Annotated in this window: 20 protein-coding genes; 10 read left to right on the top strand and 10 right to left on the bottom strand. The window is 60.0% G+C overall.

The genetic code is table 11. From position 1 onward, the window contains the following. Positions 1 to 58: 58 nt before the first annotated feature. On the top strand, positions 59 to 1,423 hold the full coding sequence (locus tag ACP7E6_RS09245) for a PepSY-associated TM helix domain-containing protein (protein ID WP_426229401.1): 1,365 nt from the start codon (positions 59 to 61) through the stop codon (positions 1,421 to 1,423). 310 nt (positions 1,424 to 1,733) lie between these two features. Here the strand turns inward: ACP7E6_RS09245 and ACP7E6_RS09240 are convergent, their stop codons facing one another. Further along, positions 1,734 to 2,252, bottom strand: coding sequence for an EF-hand domain-containing protein (locus ACP7E6_RS09240; RefSeq protein WP_426229400.1), 519 nt, complete (start codon positions 2,250 to 2,252; stop codon positions 1,734 to 1,736). A gap of 138 nt (positions 2,253 to 2,390) precedes the next feature. Beyond that, positions 2,391 to 3,104, bottom strand: coding sequence for a pyrimidine 5'-nucleotidase (locus tag ACP7E6_RS09235; protein WP_426229398.1), 714 nt, complete (start codon positions 3,102 to 3,104; stop codon positions 2,391 to 2,393). Positions 3,105 to 3,237: 133 nt separating this feature from the next. Here ACP7E6_RS09235 and ACP7E6_RS09230 point away from each other — a divergent pair, with 133 nt between their 5' ends. The 4 genes from ACP7E6_RS09230 (at position 3,238) to bchE (ending at position 7,635) form a co-directional block, all read left to right on the top strand. Continuing rightward, a complete protein-coding gene (locus ACP7E6_RS09230; RefSeq protein WP_426229397.1) occupies positions 3,238 to 4,029 on the top strand; it encodes a sterol desaturase family protein in 792 nt (263 codons plus the stop codon). A gap of 258 nt (positions 4,030 to 4,287) precedes the next feature. After that, positions 4,288 to 5,193, top strand: coding sequence for an EamA family transporter (locus tag ACP7E6_RS09225; protein ID WP_426229396.1), 906 nt, complete (start codon positions 4,288 to 4,290; stop codon positions 5,191 to 5,193). A 74-nt stretch (positions 5,194 to 5,267) separates the two neighbouring features. Beyond that, positions 5,268 to 6,026, top strand: a complete 759-nt coding sequence (locus tag ACP7E6_RS09220) for an isocitrate lyase/PEP mutase family protein (protein WP_426229395.1) — start codon at positions 5,268 to 5,270, stop codon at positions 6,024 to 6,026. Positions 6,027 to 6,081: 55 nt separating this feature from the next. Next, complete coding sequence (bchE, locus tag ACP7E6_RS09215; protein ID WP_426229393.1) at positions 6,082 to 7,635, top strand: magnesium-protoporphyrin IX monomethyl ester anaerobic oxidative cyclase; 1,554 nt, start codon at positions 6,082 to 6,084, stop codon at positions 7,633 to 7,635. A 4-nt stretch (positions 7,636 to 7,639) separates the two neighbouring features. On the opposite strand, the gene argB is transcribed toward bchE, so the two are convergent. Further along, the gene (gene argB / locus ACP7E6_RS09210) at positions 7,640 to 8,527 is read right to left on the bottom strand and encodes an acetylglutamate kinase (RefSeq protein WP_426124084.1); all 888 of its coding nucleotides are present in this window, start codon (positions 8,525 to 8,527) and stop codon (positions 7,640 to 7,642) included. A gap of 185 nt (positions 8,528 to 8,712) precedes the next feature. On the opposite strand from argB, the gene ACP7E6_RS09205 reads away from it, so the two are divergent. The 4 genes from ACP7E6_RS09205 (at position 8,713) to msrB (ending at position 11,751) form a co-directional block, all read left to right on the top strand. Then, entirely contained in the window at positions 8,713 to 9,252 is a 540-nt protein-coding gene (locus ACP7E6_RS09205) for a sigma-70 family RNA polymerase sigma factor (protein WP_426229392.1), read from the top strand. Continuing rightward, the gene (locus tag ACP7E6_RS09200) at positions 9,249 to 9,971 is read left to right on the top strand and encodes an anti-sigma factor (protein ID WP_426229390.1); all 723 of its coding nucleotides are present in this window, start codon (positions 9,249 to 9,251) and stop codon (positions 9,969 to 9,971) included. The genes ACP7E6_RS09205 and ACP7E6_RS09200 overlap by 4 nt, the downstream gene beginning before the upstream one ends. Positions 9,972 to 10,466: 495 nt before the next feature. Then, entirely contained in the window at positions 10,467 to 11,024 is a 558-nt protein-coding gene (locus ACP7E6_RS09195; RefSeq protein ID WP_426229389.1) for a fasciclin domain-containing protein, read from the top strand. A 235-nt stretch (positions 11,025 to 11,259) separates the two neighbouring features. Beyond that, on the top strand, positions 11,260 to 11,751 hold the full coding sequence (msrB, locus tag ACP7E6_RS09190) for a peptide-methionine (R)-S-oxide reductase MsrB (protein ID WP_426229388.1): 492 nt from the start codon (positions 11,260 to 11,262) through the stop codon (positions 11,749 to 11,751). A 21-nt stretch (positions 11,752 to 11,772) separates the two neighbouring features. Here the strand turns inward: msrB and ACP7E6_RS09185 are convergent, their stop codons facing one another. From ACP7E6_RS09185 to ACP7E6_RS09170, 4 genes are all read right to left on the bottom strand, one after another. Continuing rightward, complete coding sequence (locus ACP7E6_RS09185) at positions 11,773 to 12,312, bottom strand: DUF1269 domain-containing protein (RefSeq protein ID WP_426124077.1); 540 nt, start codon at positions 12,310 to 12,312, stop codon at positions 11,773 to 11,775. A 179-nt stretch (positions 12,313 to 12,491) separates the two neighbouring features. Further along, the gene (gene yihA, locus ACP7E6_RS09180; protein WP_426229387.1) at positions 12,492 to 13,145 is read right to left on the bottom strand and encodes a ribosome biogenesis GTP-binding protein YihA/YsxC; all 654 of its coding nucleotides are present in this window, start codon (positions 13,143 to 13,145) and stop codon (positions 12,492 to 12,494) included. An 85-nt stretch (positions 13,146 to 13,230) separates the two neighbouring features. Continuing rightward, positions 13,231 to 14,142: a DMT family transporter gene (locus ACP7E6_RS09175; RefSeq protein WP_426229386.1), complete on the bottom strand. Its 912-nt coding sequence runs from the start codon at positions 14,140 to 14,142 to the stop codon at positions 13,231 to 13,233. 105 nt (positions 14,143 to 14,247) lie between these two features. Beyond that, a complete protein-coding gene (locus ACP7E6_RS09170) occupies positions 14,248 to 15,144 on the bottom strand; it encodes a DMT family transporter (protein ID WP_426229385.1) in 897 nt (298 codons plus the stop codon). 108 nt (positions 15,145 to 15,252) lie between these two features. Here ACP7E6_RS09170 and ACP7E6_RS09165 point away from each other — a divergent pair, with 108 nt between their 5' ends. Next, positions 15,253 to 16,131 carry a LysR substrate-binding domain-containing protein gene (locus ACP7E6_RS09165; protein WP_426229384.1) on the top strand — a complete coding sequence of 293 codons (879 nt, stop codon included), beginning with the start codon at positions 15,253 to 15,255 and terminating at the stop codon, positions 16,129 to 16,131. Positions 16,132 to 16,229: 98 nt separating this feature from the next. Here the strand turns inward: ACP7E6_RS09165 and yidC are convergent, their stop codons facing one another. The 3 genes from yidC to rpmH all read right to left on the bottom strand — a co-directional run bounded on the left by yidC (position 16,230) and on the right by rpmH (position 18,673). Then, positions 16,230 to 18,014 carry a membrane protein insertase YidC gene (gene yidC / locus ACP7E6_RS09160; RefSeq protein ID WP_426229383.1) on the bottom strand — a complete coding sequence of 595 codons (1,785 nt, stop codon included), beginning with the start codon at positions 18,012 to 18,014 and terminating at the stop codon, positions 16,230 to 16,232. Beyond that, positions 18,014 to 18,400 (bottom strand): ribonuclease P protein component, encoded by a 387-nt coding sequence (rnpA, locus tag ACP7E6_RS09155; RefSeq protein WP_426229382.1) that lies wholly within the window; start codon positions 18,398 to 18,400, stop codon positions 18,014 to 18,016. The genes yidC and rnpA overlap by 1 nt, the downstream gene beginning before the upstream one ends. A 135-nt stretch (positions 18,401 to 18,535) precedes the next feature. Then, on the bottom strand, positions 18,536 to 18,673 hold the full coding sequence (gene rpmH / locus ACP7E6_RS09150; RefSeq protein WP_037104763.1) for a 50S ribosomal protein L34: 138 nt from the start codon (positions 18,671 to 18,673) through the stop codon (positions 18,536 to 18,538). Positions 18,674 to 18,953 lie beyond the last annotated feature (280 nt).

Below are 18,953 nucleotides of genomic sequence, written 5' to 3'. Positions count from 1 at the left end.
TAAAAGCAGAGCCGTTCGCAAGGCGACGGCCGTCAATTTTGCTCATCTGGAGATATCCATGTCCGATTTCACCATCGGCCGCGCGGACGCTGCTGTTGCGGTGCGTTCGCCGTCCGACCTTTACCGCGCCGTCTGGCGCTGGCATTTCTACGCAGGCCTGCTCGTCCTGCCCTTCCTGATCACACTGGCCGTCACCGGCGCTCTCTACCTGTTTCGCGACGAGATCGACGGCCTTGTCTACGCCGACCTGAAACATGTCGAGGTTCAGGAGAATACCGTCACCGCCGCACCGTCGGCGATGGTCGCTGCGGCCCTTGCCGCCTATCCCGGCAAGGCGGTCAAATATACCGACCCGTCTTCGCCGGGGGATTCGGTCGAGATCACCGTCAATTCACCGGCGGAGGGCAAACTGGCGGTTTACGTCAACCCCTATAACGGCAAGGTGCTGGGTGCGCTGCCCGATCGTGGCACCATCATGTGGACCATCCGCACCCTGCACAGCCTAAAATATTTCGGCTCGTTTGCGCGGTCGCTGATCGAGATCGCTGCGGGCTGGTCGTTGCTTCTGGTCGCCACCGGCATCTATCTCTGGTGGCCGCGCACCCAGACGGGCGGGGTCTTAAGCGTGCGCGGCACGCCGAAGCGGCGGGTGTTCTGGCGCGATACCCATGCGGTCAGCGGCATTTTCGTCGGCTTCTTCATCGTCTTCCTCGCGATCACCGGCATGCCTTGGTCCGGCGTCTGGGGCGCAAAGGTCAATGAATGGGCAAACGGCAGCAATTTCGGCTATCCGGCCGGGGTGCGGACTGCCGTGCCGATGTCGGGCGAGCATCTCGACCATGTTGCCAAGACCACGTGGTCGCTGGAGCAGGCAAAGGTGCCGCAGTCGACAGGCGAGGGAGCGGCAATCGGCCTCGATCAGGCTGTCGCCATCTTCGACGGGCTAGGACTGCATCACGGTTATGCGGTGAATATCCCGACGAAGCCGCGAGGGGTTTATACCGGCTCCGTCTATCCAGACGATGTCTCTCAGCAACGGGTGGTGCATCTCGATCAATATAGCGGCAAGCCGCTGATCGACATGAGCTATGCGGATTACGGCCCGCTCGGCAAGGCGCTGGAATGGGGGATCAACGTCCATATGGGCCAGCAATTCGGCCTGGCCAACCAGCTGGTGCTGCTCGCTGCGTGCATTGCCATCGTGCTCTTGGCGGTTTCGGCTGCGATCATGTGGTGGAAGCGCCGGCCGAAGGGTTCGCTCGGCGTGCCGCCGATGCCTGCGGACAAGCGGGTGTTTGGCGGCCTGATCGCAATGCTGGCGATCGGCGGCATCATCTTCCCGCTGGTCGGCCTCTCGCTGGTGGTGATGCTTGCGCTCGACTGGAGCTATCCGCACTTCCGCCGCGCGATCCGGTTTGCTTGAAGGGCAGGGCGGTAGTTTAGGAAGGAAAGACCCCTCCCCAACCCCTCCCCACAAGGGGGAGGGGCTGAGTTCTGTATTGAACATTCGGGCACTTAATTTCCTCCGTCATGCTCGCCCTCGTGGCGGGCATCCAGCCAGCCAAGTCCTTGGGCTGAAGGAGTCTTTTGACCCGACAGACGTCGGGTCGCTGGATCCCCACCACAAGGGTGAGGATGACGGAGAGTGGGGGTACCGCTTTCGTCAAATATCGGCTTCAGGGTTTGTTAGCAGTCTGAACGTCCCGGCCATCAGCTGGCCGGGACGACAAGAATCAGATCTTCCTGGTCTTGGTGAAGTCCGAGGCATCGATGGCGCCGTCGCCATTGGTGTCGCGGCGTTTGAACATTTGGTCAGCCCGGGCCGTCACTTCGGCCAGGCTGAGCGAACCGTTCTTGTCGGTATCGGCGCGCTTGAAGCCCTTATGGCGCATGCCGGGCAGCATGGCCGGGCGTGTCTCGCGGAGCTTTTCCATCGCGGCAGTCTTGTCAGCGCCGGTCTTTTCCTTTGCAGCCCGCCATTCCTGGCCGTGGGCCTTGCGCACCGCCTTGATTTCCTCGCGGGTGACCTGGCCGTTGCCGTCGGTATCGAAGGCCTTGAAGGTTTCTGCCGTGCGGACATGAACTTCGTCGAGCGCGACCTTGTTGTCGCCGTTGGTATCGAAGCGTTTGATCGTCCATTCGGCCCGCTGCTCCGGCGTCGGCTTTTGCCGGGCGGCGAATGTGGGGGCAACAAAGCCGGTGAGTGCGAGGCTGGCGGCGACGGCTCCGAGAATCAAAGTGTTCCTGCGCATGTCGAAATCCTTTCAGTGATCAATGTCCCTGAGTGGAAGATAGACAGCCTGAACAGGATGGCCAGTTAAACTTTGGTAATTTAAGTCTTTGACAAGAAAAGGGTTTTTCCGTGTCGAAACTGTGTTGCAAGACTGGTGTCAGCCTTCGGACAGAAGCCGGTTGAGGAAACCCGTCAGGTCTTCGGTAACATAATCGACCTGCGCATCGCCATCCTCCGTTTTTTCCCAGGCTTCGGCAAACTCGTATTCGAAATTGCGCGGCACCAGCAGAACCGTCTTCATCCCGAGCGTCTTCGGCACCACCAGATTGCGCGGCAGGTCCTCGAACATGGCGGCATGTTTGGTATCGACCCGGTGCAGGCTCATGAACTTATGATAGGTATCGCCGGCGGGCTTCGGCACATACTCGGCGGCGACAATATCGAAAATGTCGTCGAAATGATCGAGAATCCCCAGCGCCCGCGCCGTCATCTCCGCATGCTTGACGCTGCCATTGGTGAAGATGAACTTGCGGCCCGGCAGCGCCTTGATGGCATCGCCAAGCGCCGGATCGGCCGGGACGACCGAATAGTCGATCGCATGCGCCTTCTGCAGAAACTCGTTGGGATCGATGCCATGATGGATCATCAGGCCCTGCAGGGTGGTGCCGTGATCGCGGTAATATTCCTTCTGCAAGGTTTTGGCAGCCACCGGGTCCAGCGTCAAAAGCGCTGCCACATAGGCCGTCATGTTGCGGTCGATCTGCGAAAACAGATTGACGTGATGCGGATAGAGCGTGTTGTCGAGATCGAACACCCAGTCGGTGACGTGGGCGAAATCGGCTTTGGTCGGCAGGCGGTCAAGCTGTGTCATGGGCGCGTTATGCCATGGCAAATCTGGCGAGGAAATGGGCTTTCTGAGCGTCGTTCGCATTTCTCCTTTGAATTGCCAGGACGGTATGGCACGTTTCCTCCCGGGTGGTTTGAACCCAGGAGCTGTAATGGCGATGTCGGACGAACTCTTCTACAGTCTGTTTCTGCTTGGCTTCTATGCGGCATCCGTCGTTACATATTTTGCCTTCGGTTTTGCCGTGACCTTCGTCAACGATCGCAACCCGGAGCGGAAAATTCAAAAGGGCCGCGGCTCCGGCAAGCGGCGCAACGCGGAAATCCGCCAGAGCCTGGCCTCGATGTTCAGCGCCTGCCTGCCGCTGACCATAGGCCTCTACGTACAGGAGAAGGGCTGGGCGCTGACGCCCTGGGATTTCAGCTGGTGGACGGCCCTGCCGCTGTTTCTGCTGATCATGTTCCTCTACGATACCTGGTTTTATTTCATGCACCGGCTGCTGCACACCAAGTGGCTTTATCCGCTGCATGCGCTGCACCACAAAAGCCTCGCACCGACGGTCTGGAGCACCTATTCGGAAGATGTGCTCGATAATTTCCTGCTGCAGGGTTTTACCGCCGTCATCGTCTTCGTCGTGCCGTTTCCGCCGGCGATCCTGATCGGGCAAAGGGTGTTCGAGCATTTCAACGGCATGTTCGGCCATTGCGGGTTCGAGTATTTCGCCTCCTCGACGGCGCGCTATCCCTCGCCGATGCTGTGCACCACATTCCATGACCAGCACCATTCGGGCTTCCGCTACAATTACGGCAACTATTTCTCCTTCTGGGACCGGGTGCTGGGCACCGTTTCGCCGGATTACGACCAGCGCGTGAAGAAGACCGAGGAAGAGGCGCCGCCGCTGACATTCCGCCAGACTGCGGTACCGCCGGAGGCCCGGGAAAAGTCGGCCTGAACCGCCTGTCCGATCAGTCGGCCCGAACGATGAAGACCATTTCCTCCTGCACGGCCGCGTCGGCCGGTTGGGCTTGCCAGTTCCAAAAACCTGTCCGGCCCGCGGTCCCGATACAGTCAATCGTTTCCCGATATCCGTGCGTGAGGCAGGAGCTCGCTGGATGAAACCGGGCGCGCCTTGCTGCGACCGAAAGGCGGCAACCGCGCTCTGCTGCGCGTGGATATGGATTCTGCGATAACGGCGTGCTAGCGGGCAGGGATGGAAGCTTGGATCGTCATCACAATCGCCGCCGCGTTTTTGCAGAACCTGCGTTCGGCGCTGCAAAAACACCTGCAGGGGTCACTCGGAACGACGGGTGCCAGCTTCGTGCGGTTCGGCTTCGGCTTTCCGCTGGCGATCGCCTATGTCCTCGGTCTGCATTATCTTGCGGACTATGCCTTTCCGCAGCTGAACGGCAGCTTCGTCTTCTGGGCGGTGCTTGGCGGGCTCGCGCAGATCTTTGCGACGATCCTGCTGGTCTATCTGTTCTCGCTGCGCAACTTTGCAGTCGGCACCGCCTATTCGAAGACGGAGCCGGTGCAGGCGGCGATCTTCGGGCTGATCCTTCTGGGCGAGCGGCTGACGCCGGGCGCGATCGCGGCGATCATCGTCGGTGTCGCCGGCGTGATGATGATTTCCGTGGCGCGGATGCCGCTGTCCTGGCGCAATCTTCTGGTGGCGCTGACCGGGCGGACGGCATTGATCGGCATTGCCTCCGGGGCGGTGTTCGGCATTTCCGCCGTCGCCTATCGCTCGGCATCGTTGTCGCTCAACGGGCCGAACGCGGTGATGCAGGCCGCCGTGACGCTGGCCTGCGTCACGACGTTCCAGACGGTGTTCATGCTGGTCTGGATGGTGATCAAGGACAAAAGCGAAATCGGCCGCGTGGCGCGGTCCTGGCGGTCCTCGTCGCTTGTCGGGCTGGCGGGCGTCATGGGATCGGCCTGCTGGTTCACGGCGATGACTTTGCAGCAGGTGGCCTATGTGCGGGCGCTCGGGCAGATCGAGCTGGTGTTTACCTTCATGGCCTCGATCTTCCTGTTCCGGGAGCGCATCAACCGGATGGAAACCGCAGGATGCCTGCTGATCGTCGCGGGTATCCTGCTGCTTTTGATGTGGACGTGAGCCGTCCCTTGGCTCTGGCGCAGGTCGTCGCAGTTGTGCGATGACAGGGGTCAATTGTTTTTGGAGGAAAGACGATGACCCAGACGGACAAGGCAAAGGCGTTCAGGGAACTGCATCGCAAGGGCGATCCGGTGGTGCTCTACAATATCTGGGATGCAGGTACCGCCAAAGCTGTGGCTGCGTCCGGCGCCAAGGCGCTGGCAACCGGCAGCTGGTCGGTGGCCGATGCCAACGGCTATGGCGACGGCCAGCAAATCCCGATGCTGCACCTCGTCGATATCGCCCGCTCGATTGTGGCGGCGACCGTTCTGCCGGTGTCGATCGATTTCGAGGGCGGCTATGCCGAAGACCCTGAAGCGACTGCGCAGAATGTCGGTCATGTCATCGATACCGGCGCCGTCGGCATCAATTTCGAGGATCAGGTGGTCGGCGCAAGCGGGCTGCATACGATCGAGGCCCAGGCCGCGCGGATCAAGGCGATCCGGACCAAGGCGGACGAAAAGGGCATTCCCTTCTTCATCAATGCCCGTACCGACCTTTTCCTCAAACTCTCCGACCCCGTCCGGCATGCGCCGCTGGTGGACGAGGCGATCGAGCGGGCGGCAGCGTATGCGCAGGCCGGCGCCAGCGGTTTCTTCGTGCCGGGATTGTCGAACCCGGACCTGATCGGACGGGTTTGCGAGGCGGTGTCGCTGCCCGTCAACATCATGATGCAGCCGGGCATGGATAAGAAGACGCTGGCCGGACTTGGCGTCGCGCGGATCAGCTATGGACCGGGGCCTTACCGGGCGATGATCGCGTGGCTGAAAGGTGAGGCCGGGAAAGTCTATTGACGAGCTTGCAATCTGTGCTTGCTGCGTCAGTCACCAGATGTGTAACGTGCACAGAATGAAAATTGTCCTCGTTAACCCACCGCACACCGCTATCGGCAGCCGCATACCTGACGATCATCTTCCTCCATTGGGCCTGCTGTCTGTCGGTGGACCGCTGATCGACGCTGGCCATGACGTCACTCTGATAGATGCCGAATTCGGCCCGATGTCTCTTGAGAGCATTGCTGGCGCGGTTTTCGATGCCGCGCCAGACATGGTGATGATCGGTCATTCTGGCTCTACCTCCGCGCATCCGACTGCGCTCGCGCTCGCAGAGCGGATCAAGCTGAGAGATGCCCGTATTTTTATTGTCTACGGCGGCGTCTTTCCGACCTATCACTGGCGCGACATTCTTGGTGGTACGAGCGCCTTCGACGTGATCGTACGCGGCGAGGGTGAGGATACAATTGTCAGGCTGGTGCAAGCGCTTGAGAAAGGTGAAAGCCTTGAAGGCGTCAAGGGTATCGCGTTCCGGAACGTACATGGGGATTCCATCGATACGCCGCCCGCACAGGCTATTGCAAATCTGGATGGGTATCGCACAGGTTGGGAACTCATCGATCACCGGCGCTACAGTTATTGGGGCGGCAAGCGCGCCGTCGTCATGCAATTTTCTCGGGGTTGCCCGCATCTGTGCAGCTATTGCGGCCAACGGGGTTTTTGGACACGCTGGCGGCATCGCGACCCTGTCTTGTTTGCCCGTGAAATCGCGCGGCTCTATCGAGAAGAGGGTGTCGAACTCATCAACCTCGCAGATGAAAACCCGACATCCTCGCGGCGCGCGTGGAAGGATTTTCTCGATGCGATGATCGCGGAAAATGTGCCGGTCCTGTTCGTCGGATCGACGCGGGCGGACGACATCGTTCGCGATGCCGATATTTTGCATCTTTATCGCAAAGCAGGTGTCGTTCGTTGGCTGATTGGAATGGAGAACACCGATGAGGCAACACTGACATTGATCAAGAAAGGCGGCGGCACAGCGACCGATCGTGAGGCGATACGTCTCTTGCGGCAGCACGGAATTTTGTCGATGGCTACATGGGTTGTGGGTTTTGAGGAGGAAAAGCTGAAGGATCTGTGGCGCGGCTTTCGCCAGTTGCTGTCCTACGATCCCGATCAGATACAGGCGCTATACGTAACGCCTCATCGCTGGACCCCGTTTTTTCGGGTCGCGCGCGAGCGCAAAGTCATCGAAACGGATATCCGCAAGTGGGACTACAAACACCAAGTTCTCAAAATGCGATATCTGCATCCTCTGGTGTTGATCGCTTGCGTCAAGCTGATCGAGGTCGCGATTCAAGCACGCCCGAAAGCGCTATGGCGCACGCTTCAGCATCGTGACCCTGAGCAACGTCATTCCATGCGCTGGTACGCACAGATGGGGCGGCGCGTTTGGTTCCACGAGATCGCAGAGTTCCTATTTCGCAGACGGCATACATCCAACGGCCCCACATTGGAGACCTTCTGGGGAGCTCCACAGGACGCCGAGGAAGAGTCGATGTCGCTGCCTGCAAGACGCGCCTCACCAAAGAAAAGCGCTGCAGAAGCGACCATCAAAACCCAGGCTTGAACCTTTACGGAACGATCAGCGTTCCCGCACCGTGTTCCGTGAAGATCTCCAAGAGCACCGAGTGCGCCGTCTTGCCGTTCAGAATGACGACGCCTTCGACGCCGCGGGAAAGGGCTTCGATGCAGGTTTCGACCTTGGGGATCATGCCGCCGGAAATCGTGCCGTCCTTGATCAGCGCATGGGCTTCGGCGACCGAGAGTTCCTTGATCAGTTCGCCCTTCTTGTCGAGGACGCCGGGAACATCGGTCAGGAACAGCAGGCGGGTGGCATTGAGCGCCCCGGCGATGGCGCCGGCAAAAGTGTCGGCATTGATGTTGTAGGTGGCGCCGTCGCGGCCGGGGGCGACCGGGGCGATGACCGGGATCATTTCCGATTTGGCGAGAAGATCGAGCAAGGTGCGGTCGACTTCCGTCACCTCGCCGACGAAGCCGAGATCGAGCACGCGTTCGATATTGCTGTCGGGATCGATGACGGTCTTGCGAGCCTTCTGGGCGAAGACCATGTTGCCGTCCTTGCCGCAAAGGCCGATCGCCCATTCGCCGGTCTGGTTGATCAGTGCGACGATTTCCTTGTTGATCGAACCGGCCAGCACCATTTCGACGATCTCGACGGTCTTCTGGTCGGTGACGCGCAGGCCGCCTTCGAATTTCGATTCGATGCCCATCTTGGTCAGCATCGCGCCGATCTGCGGGCCGCCGCCGTGCACGACGATCGGATTGACGCCGGACTGTTTCAAAAGCGCGATATCGGCCGCAAAAGCCTTGCCAAGCTCGGCATTGCCCATGGCGTGGCCGCCATATTTGACGACGATCGTCTTGTTCTCGTAGCGCTGCATATAGGGCAGTGCCTTGGCGAGAAGATTTGCCTGGATTTCGCTTTCGGATGCGGACATGGAAATACCTCGAAATTAGCCGGGTGCTGTTTAGCGCAAGTTTCCGGCGGAGGGAATGATCCTTGGCAAAGATAAAGCCGGTGTGACATCGGTCACAGCAACCGGTTAATCTCGTGCAGCTCCCCTTTTTATCCCCAGGCTTGTGCTCTATGTTTCGCCGCTGACGGACGAGGACCGGATTATCGATGACCACAGACGACATCTCAACGCTGATCGGCCGGGTTTCGCTCAGGGACCGCGCGGCGTTTTCCGCTCTCTACCGCCAGACCAGCCCGAAACTTTTTGCCATTTGCGTGCGTATCTTGCGAGACCGGACGGAAGCGGAAGAAGCGTTGCAGGAAATCTACATCAAGATATGGCAGCGGGCCGACCGTTATGCCAGCGGCGACACCAATCCGATGTCCTGGCTTTCGGCGATCGCGCGCAATCATGCGATCGATCATCTTCGGGCGAGAAAGCCGGTAGCAAACACGATTGACGACGCCTATGATCTGGCGGATTCTGCGCCGGACCCGGAAAAAACCGCCATCAATACGGCGGAGGGCCGCCGGATCGACAATTGCATGAGTGAACTCGAGGCAGACCGCGCCGATGCCGTGCGCAAGGCCTATGTCGAGGGGCTGAGCTACCAGGAACTGGCCGAACTTTTCGGCACGCCGCTGAACACGATGCGAACATGGCTGCGCCGCAGCCTGTTGAAACTCAGAGAGTGCATGGAGCGATGACCACACAGAACCCCGAAAGCGGAGATTCCCGCCGCGACCAGGTGATTGCGGGCGAGTATGTGCTGGGTGTTCTGTCTGCCGACGATCGCCGCAAGGTCGAGGCACGCATCGTTCTCGATGGCGCCTTCGCGGCCATGGTCAATCACTGGCAGAGCAATCTCACCTCCTTCGACGATGCCTACGAGCCGATCGCGCCGCCACCACAGGTGCTGGTTGCCGTCGAGCGCCGGTTGTTTGCCGAGCAGGCCAAGCCGGTCGTTGCCGCAGGCGGGGTGTGGAATTCGCTGGCGCTGTGGCGTGTGCTGACGCTGGCATCGGTGGCGGGTCTTGTCACCGTTGCGACCTTCGCAACCGGTATCCTGACGCCCGCGAGCCAGACGAGGCCGCTGGTGGCCGAACTGACCGGCGACGCCAGCACGACGATCAATCTCCTGGCGCAATACGATGCCGCCAACGGCGCGCTGAAAATCACCCCGGTGGCGGCAAAGCAGGCGGAAGCCAAGTCGCTGGAACTGTGGCTAATCGAGGGTGACAATCCGGCCAAGTCGCTGGGCATCCTGCCGCAGACGGGCGAGGGCGAGATCATCATCCCGCCGGAACTCCGCTCGAAGTTCGGCGAAGGCGTCACGCTCGCCGTCAGCGTCGAACCCTTCGGCGGTTCGCCGACCGGTACGGCAACCGGGCCGGTGGTTGCCGTTGGCAAGACACGGCTGCCATAACCTTCACTGTTCATTGTAAGTTTTGTCTTACCTAATACCGACAAACCCTGAATGAGATTGTCTGGGGAGATTGGCAACGCCACTCTCCGTCATCCTCGCCCTTGTGGCGGGGATCCAGCGACCCGACGTCTGTCGGGTCAAAAGACTCTTTCAGCTCAAGGACTTGAGCTGGCTGGATTCCTGTGACGAGCACAGGAATGACGGAAGATTTGATGATCGCATAATTTTCCAAGTGACCTGCAAATTGGTCAGAAAATGACTTTGTCAGCAGGCCAGTTGCTGGGCTCGAAAAAGCGCAGCATTTTTTTGCCTGTATCGACCGGGCTTGTCATAAAACCATAGAAAATCAAATATTTAGAGAAACGCGAATTTTCCTGAAACTCTTTCGAACCCCTTTCCGTTCCTTGTGTTGTCCTCTGCGCAGAGAACACGAGTTTCAAAAAAATCGGGAGAGGCCCGCTCGCGGGTCCGAGAGATCAACAGGAAGGAATAGAAATGTTCAAGTCCATGCTGCGCACGGTTACCGTCGCTTCGATACTGGCCGCCGGCGCATTTGCCGCTCATGCGGAAAATCCGATGGTCGGCGGCGCGCCGATGTATGAAAACAAGAACATCGTCGAAAATGCCGTCAATTCCAAGGATCACACGACGCTGGTCGCCGCCGTCAAGGCTGCCGGGCTCGTCGAAACGCTTCAGGGAAAAGGCCCGTTCACGGTTTTCGCACCGACCAACGAATCGTTCGCAGCCCTGCCGGCCGGCACGGTCGATACGCTGCTGAAGCCTGAAAGCAAGGACATGCTGACCAAGGTGCTGACATGCCATGTCGTGGCTGCCAATGCACTGTCTGACGCCATCTCCAAGATGGTAGCGGACGATGGCGGCACCCATGATGTGAAGACGGTTGGCGGTTGTGTGCTCAAGGCAAAATCCGACGGCGGCAAGATCACCCTGACCGATGAAACCGGCGGCGTTGCCACCGTAACCATTGCCGACGTCAAGCAGTCCAACGGTGTCATCCATGTGATCGACAAGGTTCTGCTGCCGAAGTCCTGATCCACGCCTTTGTGGTTTGGGGGCCGGATGCATCCTAAGCGCATTTTCGGCTCCGGGCCGGGGATCAAATCCTCTCCGGCCGCAAGGCCACCGGTTTTTCACTCACCGGTGGCCTTTTTGGTTCGTATACAAGCTGTTGCTCACGCGGGATTGATCGGCATTTGTTTTGCGGTTGGGCGGCCGCCGCACTAGCTTTCAGGCGTTGCCGACGCCATTCGGCAGACGGGAGAGTATCATGACAAGCCGGCGCTTCTTTCTTCTTTCCGGAGTTGCCCTTGCCGCGGCTGCGGCGTTTCGCGGGACCACACCTGAAGCCATCGCGGCCGAAACGTTCGAAGTGACGAAAACCGATGCGGAATGGAAGGCCATCCTTACTGCCGAGCAGTACCAGATCCTGCGCCATGAGGACACGGAGCGGCCATTCACCAGCGCGCTGAACACCGAGAAGCGCAAGGGCACATTCCATTGCGCCGGCTGCGATCTGCCGGTCTATTCCTCGGAAACCAAATATGACAGCGGCACGGGCTGGCCAAGCTTCTGGGACTCGTTGCCGAATGCGGTGGGCAAGCGCGAGGATACGTCACTGTTCATGACCCGCACCGAATGTCATTGCAGCCGGTGCGGCGGCCATCTCGGCCATATCTTCGACGATGGTCCGCAGCCGACCGGCATGCGCCATTGCATCAACGGGATGGCAATGACGTTTTTGCCCGCATCGGCTGCCTGATCGTTCTTAGCCTGATCGTTCTTAGAAGGTGCCCGCCGTCGGCGATGCCGGCTGTGCACCGGAAAGCGCTGCCTGCAGTTTTGCTTCCTGATCGGGCGACAGTGAGGTCTTCAGCACCTTGCCGCGCAGGCCGGAAAACTCGGCCAGAACCTTTTCCGGCTGTACCTTGCGCACCAGCACGAAGAGGGCCGAAGAATTGTTGGGAATGGTTTCACCGAGCGACTTGATGAAATCGTCATCGATGCCGTAATCGGCAAGCGAGCCCGACAGCGCGCCGGTGCCGGCACCGATTGCGCCGCCAATGGCAAAGCCCGCAAGCGGATTGAGGAACAACAGGCCGACCAGGCCACCCCAAAGCGAGCCGCTGAGAAGTCCCGACGTTGCACCGATGGCCGTCAGGTTCAGGCTTTGCTTCAAGTGGACCTTGCCAGTTTCGTCGCGCACGACGACGACGGCATCCTCGAGGTCGATCAGGTATTCCTTCTTCAGCGTGTTCAGCTTCAGAAGCACCTTGTCGGCTTCTTCGGTGCTGTCAAAACCCACAACAATCAGATCGGACATGTCGTTTTCTCCTTGAACGCTCAACGCATTGGAGGTGCCCGCAAGGCCGCCCCGTGCGTGAACATAGAGCACATGTCATATCTAGGTAGTGTGACAGCCGCAATTAAAGCACGCCGCGCAAAAAGGTGTGGCCGATTGTTCGGCGGCGTGCTTGCAAGGAGGATCTGCAGAGACGCGCGTCAGGTCGAGATGGCGACCCGGATGGCGGCGCGCAGTTCTTCGATGCCAAGGCCCTTTTCGGACGATGTCGCAAGGACTTCCGGAAAGGCCGCAGGCCGTTTCTTGATCTTTTCCAGCGTCTCGGAAATCAGCCGGGGAACCGCCGGATCCTTGATCTTGTCGGTCTTGGTGAGGATGACCTGATAGGATACGGCTGCCTTGTCGAGCAGGTCGAGCACATCATCGTCGTTCTTCTTGATGCCGTGACGGCTGTCGATCAGCACGTAAACGCGCTTCAGCGTCGAGCGGCCGCGCAGATAGTCGAAGACCAGCTTGGTCCAGGCGTCGACATGTTCCTTCGGCGCCTGTGCATAGCCGTAGCCCGGCATATCGACCAGCGCCATCGGCGGCAGGTCGCCGGGCTGGCCGGAATAGCCGTCGGGCACGAAATAGTTGAGCTCCTGGGTACGGCCCGGCGTGTTCGACGTCCGTGCCAAACCCTTCTGGCCGACCAGCCCGTTGATCAGCGACGACTTGCCGACATTGGAGCGGCCGGCAAAGGCGATCTCCAGCGGACCTTCCGGCGGCAGGAACTTCATCGACGGCACGCCGCGGATGAATACCCATGGCCGCCCGAAAAGGGGCTTGTCGTCCTGCGGCTTAACGTCTGTCATGGCGGTCCTGTCCTTGGCTTCAGGAGAGGACTTCGATGTTTTGCTCCGTCATGTCAAGAAAACTTGCGATTTTCGAGGTTTTGGCTCAACCAATCGCCCGTCTTTGGCGCCACATCTCGACGCTGAGGTAGGTGAGCAAGGCAACCAGCACCACCGTTCCGCCGAGGATTGTGTTGAGGCTGGGGATTTCGCCATGGATCAGGGCGACCCAAAGTGGCGCAAGGATCGTCTCGGCGGTGCCGAGAAGGGCTGCGAGTGCTGACGGGATAAGCCGGGCGCCGGTGACGAAGAATGCCAGGCCGAGGCCGAAGTTGAGAGCGCCGAACGTCGCGAGAATGCCGAGTTCCGGCAAAGTGACGCTGAGGCCCGATGTCATGATGGCTGCGACCGTGCCGGCAACGAGGGTGCCGAAGCAGGCGGCGGGCGTCATGCGCACATGCGCGTAGCGGCGGGTGATGACGGTGGCGAGTGCGAAGACGAAGGCGATCAGGACGGCCAGCGCATCGCCAACCGGCGAGACCGTCCCGCCGACGGAATCCGACACCATGATGGCAACGCCGCCGATCACGGCGGCGATGGCAAGCCAGGTGAGAAGCGAGACGCGTTCGCGAAAGACAATCCAGCCGATCAGCGCGGCAATCAGCGGCACGCCGGCCTGGATCAGCACGATGTTGGCGACGGTGGTATAGGCGAGCGCCAGGATGAACGAGGTCGAGGCGATGGCAAAACACAGGCCGACCGCAATGCCCGGCAGACCCATGTGGCGAAACAGCGTGACGGTGCCGCGCGGCCCGTCGCGCAATAGCATGAAGAAGATGAGGAAGACGGCGGCGAACAGCGAACGCCAGAACACGATCGTCCAGCCATCTTCGATCGACAGAAAGCGCGCCAGCGTGCCGCCAAAACTCCAGACGATGGCGGACCCGAGCACCAGCGCCGCGCCATGGGTGGCAGTGGGTTGGCCGGTGCTTGCGGATTGCTGCAGGGGCTGCGACATGGCGGGAATCCGGTTGCGGTGGTCAAGTGTAGGAGCAGGCGAACCGACATGCGCGCATATCCGCGACGGGGCGCTGTCGCAAATATTCTGCGCATGTGTGCGCTGCTATCTATCCTCGGTGCGGGCGGTTTCCGGCTCGGGTTTGATCACGGCAAGCACCACGCCGCCGATGGCGATGATGGCCGCGCCTGCCAGCACGCCGGTGGTTGGTATTTCGTTGAAAAACAGGAAGCCGATGACTGCGGCAAAGACCAGCCACGCATAATCGACCGGTCCGACGATCGCCAGCGAGGCCAGCCGGTAGCCGCGCACGACGCAATATTGCGCCGCCACCGCGATGGGACCGAGCAGCAGAAACGGGGCCATGGCGGAGAGGGACGCTTCCTTCCACGTCAGGATGGCGGGCAGAGCCAGAAACAGGATGCCGAAGCCGTTGACATAGAGCAGCACCGTCAGCGGCCGGTCGGCGTGCGACAGGACCCGGATCATCAGGCCCTCGATGGCCAGCAGGGCGGCACCGAGAACGGCAATGCCCGCAGGCACGAGATAGGCGGGCTCGAACTGGGTGAAGGCGCCGCGCGAGATCATGATGAAACCGGCGCCGGCGAAACTGAGGGTAATGCCGAGCATATGCTGCTTCGTCACGGTTTCCTTCAGCACGAGAACGGCGAGCGGAATGATGAAAACCACATAGAGAAGGCCAAGCGCCGTCGCATCGACAATCGGCATCGCCGCCGAGGAATAGATCAGCGCAAAACCGCCGGAGACACCGAACGCGGCGCGCATGGCATGTGAAACCGGCCGGGAGCTACGATAGACGCGCAAGCTGTCCCGTTTGCAGGCAACCACGCAAAGCAGTGTCGCGAAGCCGCTGATGTACCGGAGGAACTGGATCTGCAGCACGGACATGCTGTCTCCGCCAAACTTGCCGGATGCAAAGATCAAGGAAAATAACGCCGTGCCGAGCACGACCCAGATCATGGCTTCGGCATTCGAGTTCAACAGACTTTTCCGCAAGGCCATAGCTTTCAATGGTTTCAATCGAAACTCTTGCCAAATCGGCGCACCGTATTGCAAATTCGATTTTTGAGCCCTGAATGAGTATTCTCGATGCAGAACAAGCGCAGTGTCTCGCTGAACGCGGTTCGGGTTTTCGTCCTGACCGCGCGTCATCTCAGTATCGTGCAAGCCGCCGGAGAAATCGGCGTCACGCCGAGCGCCGTCAGTCATCAGCTCAAGAAGCTGGAGGGCGAACTGGGCGTGGCGCTGTTCAAGCGGAGCCACAATTTCCTTGAGTTGACGGATGCCGGACGCCGCTTTCACGACGATGCCGCCGCCGCGATCGCGGCAATCGACCGATCGGCCGAAGCGCTCAGCCGCGACCAGAACGAAATTGTCGTCCGCGTGTCGATCTCGCTGGCCGTTCGCTGGCTGATCCCGGCGCTGGAGCGGTTCAAGACGCTCAATCCCGCCGCCCGTGTCCGTGTCGAGACGAAAACCGGTTCCAGCATCTCTCTCGGTTCGGGCGACCTGGCGATTTCCTATCATCGCGCCGGCACGAACCCTGTGGAGGGGGAATGGCTTGCCGCCGATATGAGCCGCCCGGTCGCATCGCCGGCGCTTCTGGCTGCGGTCGGCTATGGGGAGACCGGTGATCTCGGCAAGGTTCCAGCCCTGCAATGTGCGGTGGACAATTGGGACTGGGCGCTGTGGACCCGCACGCTTGGCCTCGAGCGCAGCGCCATACAGATCCAGCATGTGTTCGACACCGACGATGCCGCCCTGCACGCGGCGACTGCGGGGCTGGGCATGGTGCTTGCGCCGGCATTCTTGACGGAGCGCGAAATCCGGTCCGGCGGGCTGGTGGTTTTGCCGGGCTTCGGGCCGGTGGATCTCGGCCACTACCGGGTGGTCTTCCAGCGCCATGAAAACCGCATGACCCGGAAATTCCGCAAATGGCTCGGGGAGGAAATGCAGCGGATGGTCTAGCCGCCGCAGAACCAGCCGAAGCGCCAAGGGTGTGTTCCGGCCAGAAAAAAACCCCGGATCAGCCGATCCGGGGTTGGTCGTTTTCGCCTTGTCCCGGCCTATTCGGCGGGTTTCGGTTTTCGTGTGAACAATCCCTTGAGATTGTCGATCAGTTCGACCTTGGCGCCGTGGCGTTTCATGATGAACGCCTGCTGGGTGATCGACAGCGTGTTGTTCCAGGCCCAGTAGATGACCAGACCGGCCGGGAAGCTGGCCAGCATGAAGGTGAAGACCAGCGGCATCCAGGTGAACAGCATCGCCTGTGTCGGATCCGGCGGCGTCGGGTTCATGCGCATCTGCAGGAACATGGTGATGCCCATGATCAACGGCCAGACGCCGATCATCAGCGCGTGCGGCACGGCGTAGGGCAGCAGGCCGAACAGGTTGAACAGTGAGGTCGGGTCCGGTGCGGAAAGGTCCTGGATCCAGCCGAAGAACGGCGCATGGCGCATTTCGATGGTGACGTAGATCACCTTGTAGAGCGCGAAGAACACCGGAATCTGCAACAGGATCGGCCAGCAGCCGGCGATCGGGTTGATCTTTTCTTCCTTGTAGAGGGCCATCATGCCCTGCTGCAGCGCCATACGGTCGTCGCCGTGTTTCTTCTTCAGTTCCTCCATCTTCGGCTGAACCTTCTTCATGTTCGCCATGGAAGCGTATTGCTTGCTGGCGAGCGGGAAGAACAGCAGCTTGACGACGATGGTGGTCAGAAGGATCGCAACGCCGAAGTTTCCGAAATAACGGAAGAAGAAGTCCATCAGTTTGAACATCGGCTTGGTGATGAAGTAGAACCAGCCCCAGTCGATCAAAAGGTCGAACTGCGGGATCGAGTAGGACTTCTCGTAACCGTCAACCAGCGGAACCTGCTTGGCACCGGCAAAGACCAGGGTCTTGAGGTCGGTGGACTGGCCGGGCGCGATCGTCACGGCATCCTGCTTGTAATCAGCCTGGAAGCGCGGACGGCCATCGGTGAAGTGTTCGTACTTGGATTCGTAGGCCAGGTTCTGCGGCGGCACGATGGTTGCGGCCCAGTACTTGTCGGTGATGCCGAGCCAGCCGGTCGTTGCCTTCTCATGCTTGGCCGGAACGTCGTTTTCCACCTTGCTATAGGCAACTTCGTTGAGACCATGCTCGCCGATGACGCCGATAAAGCCTTCATGCAGAACGTAGACGCTCGGGGTGGTCGGCTTGTTGAAGCGGGTGACGCGGCCATAGGTGGAGAGCGATACCGGCGCGCCGCTGCCGTTGGTGATCGAGTCTACGATCTGGAACATGAAATGCTCGTCGATCGAGATGGTGCGGGTGAAAACCACGCCCTTCTCGTTGGTGAAGGTCAAAACAACAGGTGTCGCCGTCGTCAGCTTGTCGCCGCTTTTGACCGTCCAGACGGTCGCCGGGCCTGGAACGGTGCCGGATGCCTCGTTGCCGATAAAGCCGAGTTCGGTAAAGTAGCCGTCCGGCGTGTCGGAGGGGCTGAACAGGGTGATCAGCGGGCTCTTGTCGTCGACGGTCTCGTGGTATTCCTTGAGCTTCAGGTCGTCGAAGCGTGCGCCGGTCAGATTGATCGAGCCGCTGACCGCAGCCGTGTCGATGGAAACACGGGCCGATTTGGCGATCGCCTGGTCACGGGTTTCAACTGCGCCGGGGACAGCACCCTGGGCCGGCTGGGCCTGGCCGGGAACGGCCGGCGTGACAGCCGGCTGGTTCTGCTGAGTGATCTTCTGATGGGCTTCCGCCGCAATCCGTTCTTTCTCTATCTTCGGATTCACATAGAGAAATTGCCAGGCAATCAGGATGAGCACCGATAGCCCGATCGCCACGAAGTAGTTGCGGTTTTTTTCCATCATTCTTTCCTGGAGCCGGCCGGTGGCCGTGAATATTTTTGCTTGCTTTCGATCCGCTCGCAGAGGGTCTTGCCGATCCGCTCGAAGGGCGCGTTCAAAAGGTCGCGTCTGGCGACAATCACATAGTCAAGTCCGGGCTTCATTGCAAATCCGGCGGAAAGTCGCACCGCTTCCTTCAGGCGCCGGCGCATCCGGTTGCGTTCGACGGCATTGCCATGCTTCTTGGTGACGGTGAAACCGACGCGGGGCGCGGTGTCAGGCTCGTTGCGATCAAGAACTTCCAGAAGAAACAACGTACCCTTCCGTTGCTCTCCCTTGCGCACGGCAAGAAACTGCGGCCGGCTTTTCAGCCGCCCGGCAGTTGATTTAGGCTTGGGTGATGTCATTCGCCCGCGCTCCTTCCGGGAGCAGGAGCATCCATCGTCCAGACGGACGTTTGCAGGATGCTCCGGCGCCATGAAGCCGCGCTTGCAGGTTTCGCGAAGATTAGTGCGCGAAGACGCGGCACGCGCCAGACGGCCTTAAGCCGACAGACGCTTACGGCCACGTGCCCGGCGGGCAACGATAACCTTGCGGCCACCCTTTGTGGCGATACGTGCACGGAAGCCGTGACGGCGCTTGCGAACAAGCTTAGACGGTTGATAGGTACGCTTCGTCATTTATTTTAATACCGCGGTGTGCGGCCCTTCTTGGGTTTGCTTCTTAGCAAGGGAGCGTTACGTTCCGGACACGGCGTTGCACAGGGCAAGGGGACTTGTCCGGACGTGGGCGGCTTATAAGAGCAAAGGGCCGCGAAAGTCAATTGCCGGGGCTGAAAAGCTGGGGTTGAGGCAATTTTCCCGCTTTTAAAGCGTCGGCCGCACCGCTATGCGCGGATTGTAGTTTTCAACTTAAGATTGAAATTTAGCACATAATAATGTATTTGACTAAACAAAGCCC

Source organism: Pararhizobium sp. DWP3-4 (assembly GCF_049898205.1).
Lineage (GTDB): Bacteria > Pseudomonadota > Alphaproteobacteria > Rhizobiales > Rhizobiaceae > Pararhizobium.
Note: the sequence above shows the minus strand (reverse complement) of the source record. Positions and strands in the feature narration are given on the sequence as shown.

Excerpts from the sequence above, each read along its gene's own strand:
- ACP7E6_RS09245 (WP_426229401.1), top strand. The coding sequence starts at position 59 with ATGTCCGATTTCACCATCGGCCGCGCGGACGCTGCTGTTGCGGTGCGT.
- ACP7E6_RS09240 (WP_426229400.1), bottom strand. The coding sequence starts at position 2,252 with ATGCGCAGGAACACTTTGATTCTCGGAGCCGTCGCCGCCAGCCTCGCA.
- ACP7E6_RS09235 (WP_426229398.1), bottom strand. The coding sequence starts at position 3,104 with ATGACACAGCTTGACCGCCTGCCGACCAAAGCCGATTTCGCCCACGTC.
- ACP7E6_RS09230 (WP_426229397.1), top strand. The coding sequence starts at position 3,238 with ATGTCGGACGAACTCTTCTACAGTCTGTTTCTGCTTGGCTTCTATGCG.
- ACP7E6_RS09225 (WP_426229396.1), top strand. The coding sequence starts at position 4,288 with ATGGAAGCTTGGATCGTCATCACAATCGCCGCCGCGTTTTTGCAGAAC.
- ACP7E6_RS09220 (WP_426229395.1), top strand. The coding sequence starts at position 5,268 with ATGACCCAGACGGACAAGGCAAAGGCGTTCAGGGAACTGCATCGCAAG.
- bchE (WP_426229393.1), top strand. The coding sequence starts at position 6,082 with ATGAAAATTGTCCTCGTTAACCCACCGCACACCGCTATCGGCAGCCGC.
- argB (WP_426124084.1), bottom strand. The coding sequence starts at position 8,527 with ATGTCCGCATCCGAAAGCGAAATCCAGGCAAATCTTCTCGCCAAGGCA.
- ACP7E6_RS09205 (WP_426229392.1), top strand. The coding sequence starts at position 8,713 with ATGACCACAGACGACATCTCAACGCTGATCGGCCGGGTTTCGCTCAGG.
- ACP7E6_RS09200 (WP_426229390.1), top strand. The coding sequence starts at position 9,249 with ATGACCACACAGAACCCCGAAAGCGGAGATTCCCGCCGCGACCAGGTG.
- ACP7E6_RS09195 (WP_426229389.1), top strand. The coding sequence starts at position 10,467 with ATGTTCAAGTCCATGCTGCGCACGGTTACCGTCGCTTCGATACTGGCC.
- msrB (WP_426229388.1), top strand. The coding sequence starts at position 11,260 with ATGACAAGCCGGCGCTTCTTTCTTCTTTCCGGAGTTGCCCTTGCCGCG.
- ACP7E6_RS09185 (WP_426124077.1), bottom strand. The coding sequence starts at position 12,312 with ATGTCCGATCTGATTGTTGTGGGTTTTGACAGCACCGAAGAAGCCGAC.
- yihA (WP_426229387.1), bottom strand. The coding sequence starts at position 13,145 with ATGACAGACGTTAAGCCGCAGGACGACAAGCCCCTTTTCGGGCGGCCA.
- ACP7E6_RS09175 (WP_426229386.1), bottom strand. The coding sequence starts at position 14,142 with ATGTCGCAGCCCCTGCAGCAATCCGCAAGCACCGGCCAACCCACTGCC.
- ACP7E6_RS09165 (WP_426229384.1), top strand. The coding sequence starts at position 15,253 with ATGCAGAACAAGCGCAGTGTCTCGCTGAACGCGGTTCGGGTTTTCGTC.
- yidC (WP_426229383.1), bottom strand. The coding sequence starts at position 18,014 with ATGGAAAAAAACCGCAACTACTTCGTGGCGATCGGGCTATCGGTGCTC.
- rnpA (WP_426229382.1), bottom strand. The coding sequence starts at position 18,400 with ATGACATCACCCAAGCCTAAATCAACTGCCGGGCGGCTGAAAAGCCGG.
- rpmH (WP_037104763.1), bottom strand. The coding sequence starts at position 18,673 with ATGACGAAGCGTACCTATCAACCGTCTAAGCTTGTTCGCAAGCGCCGT.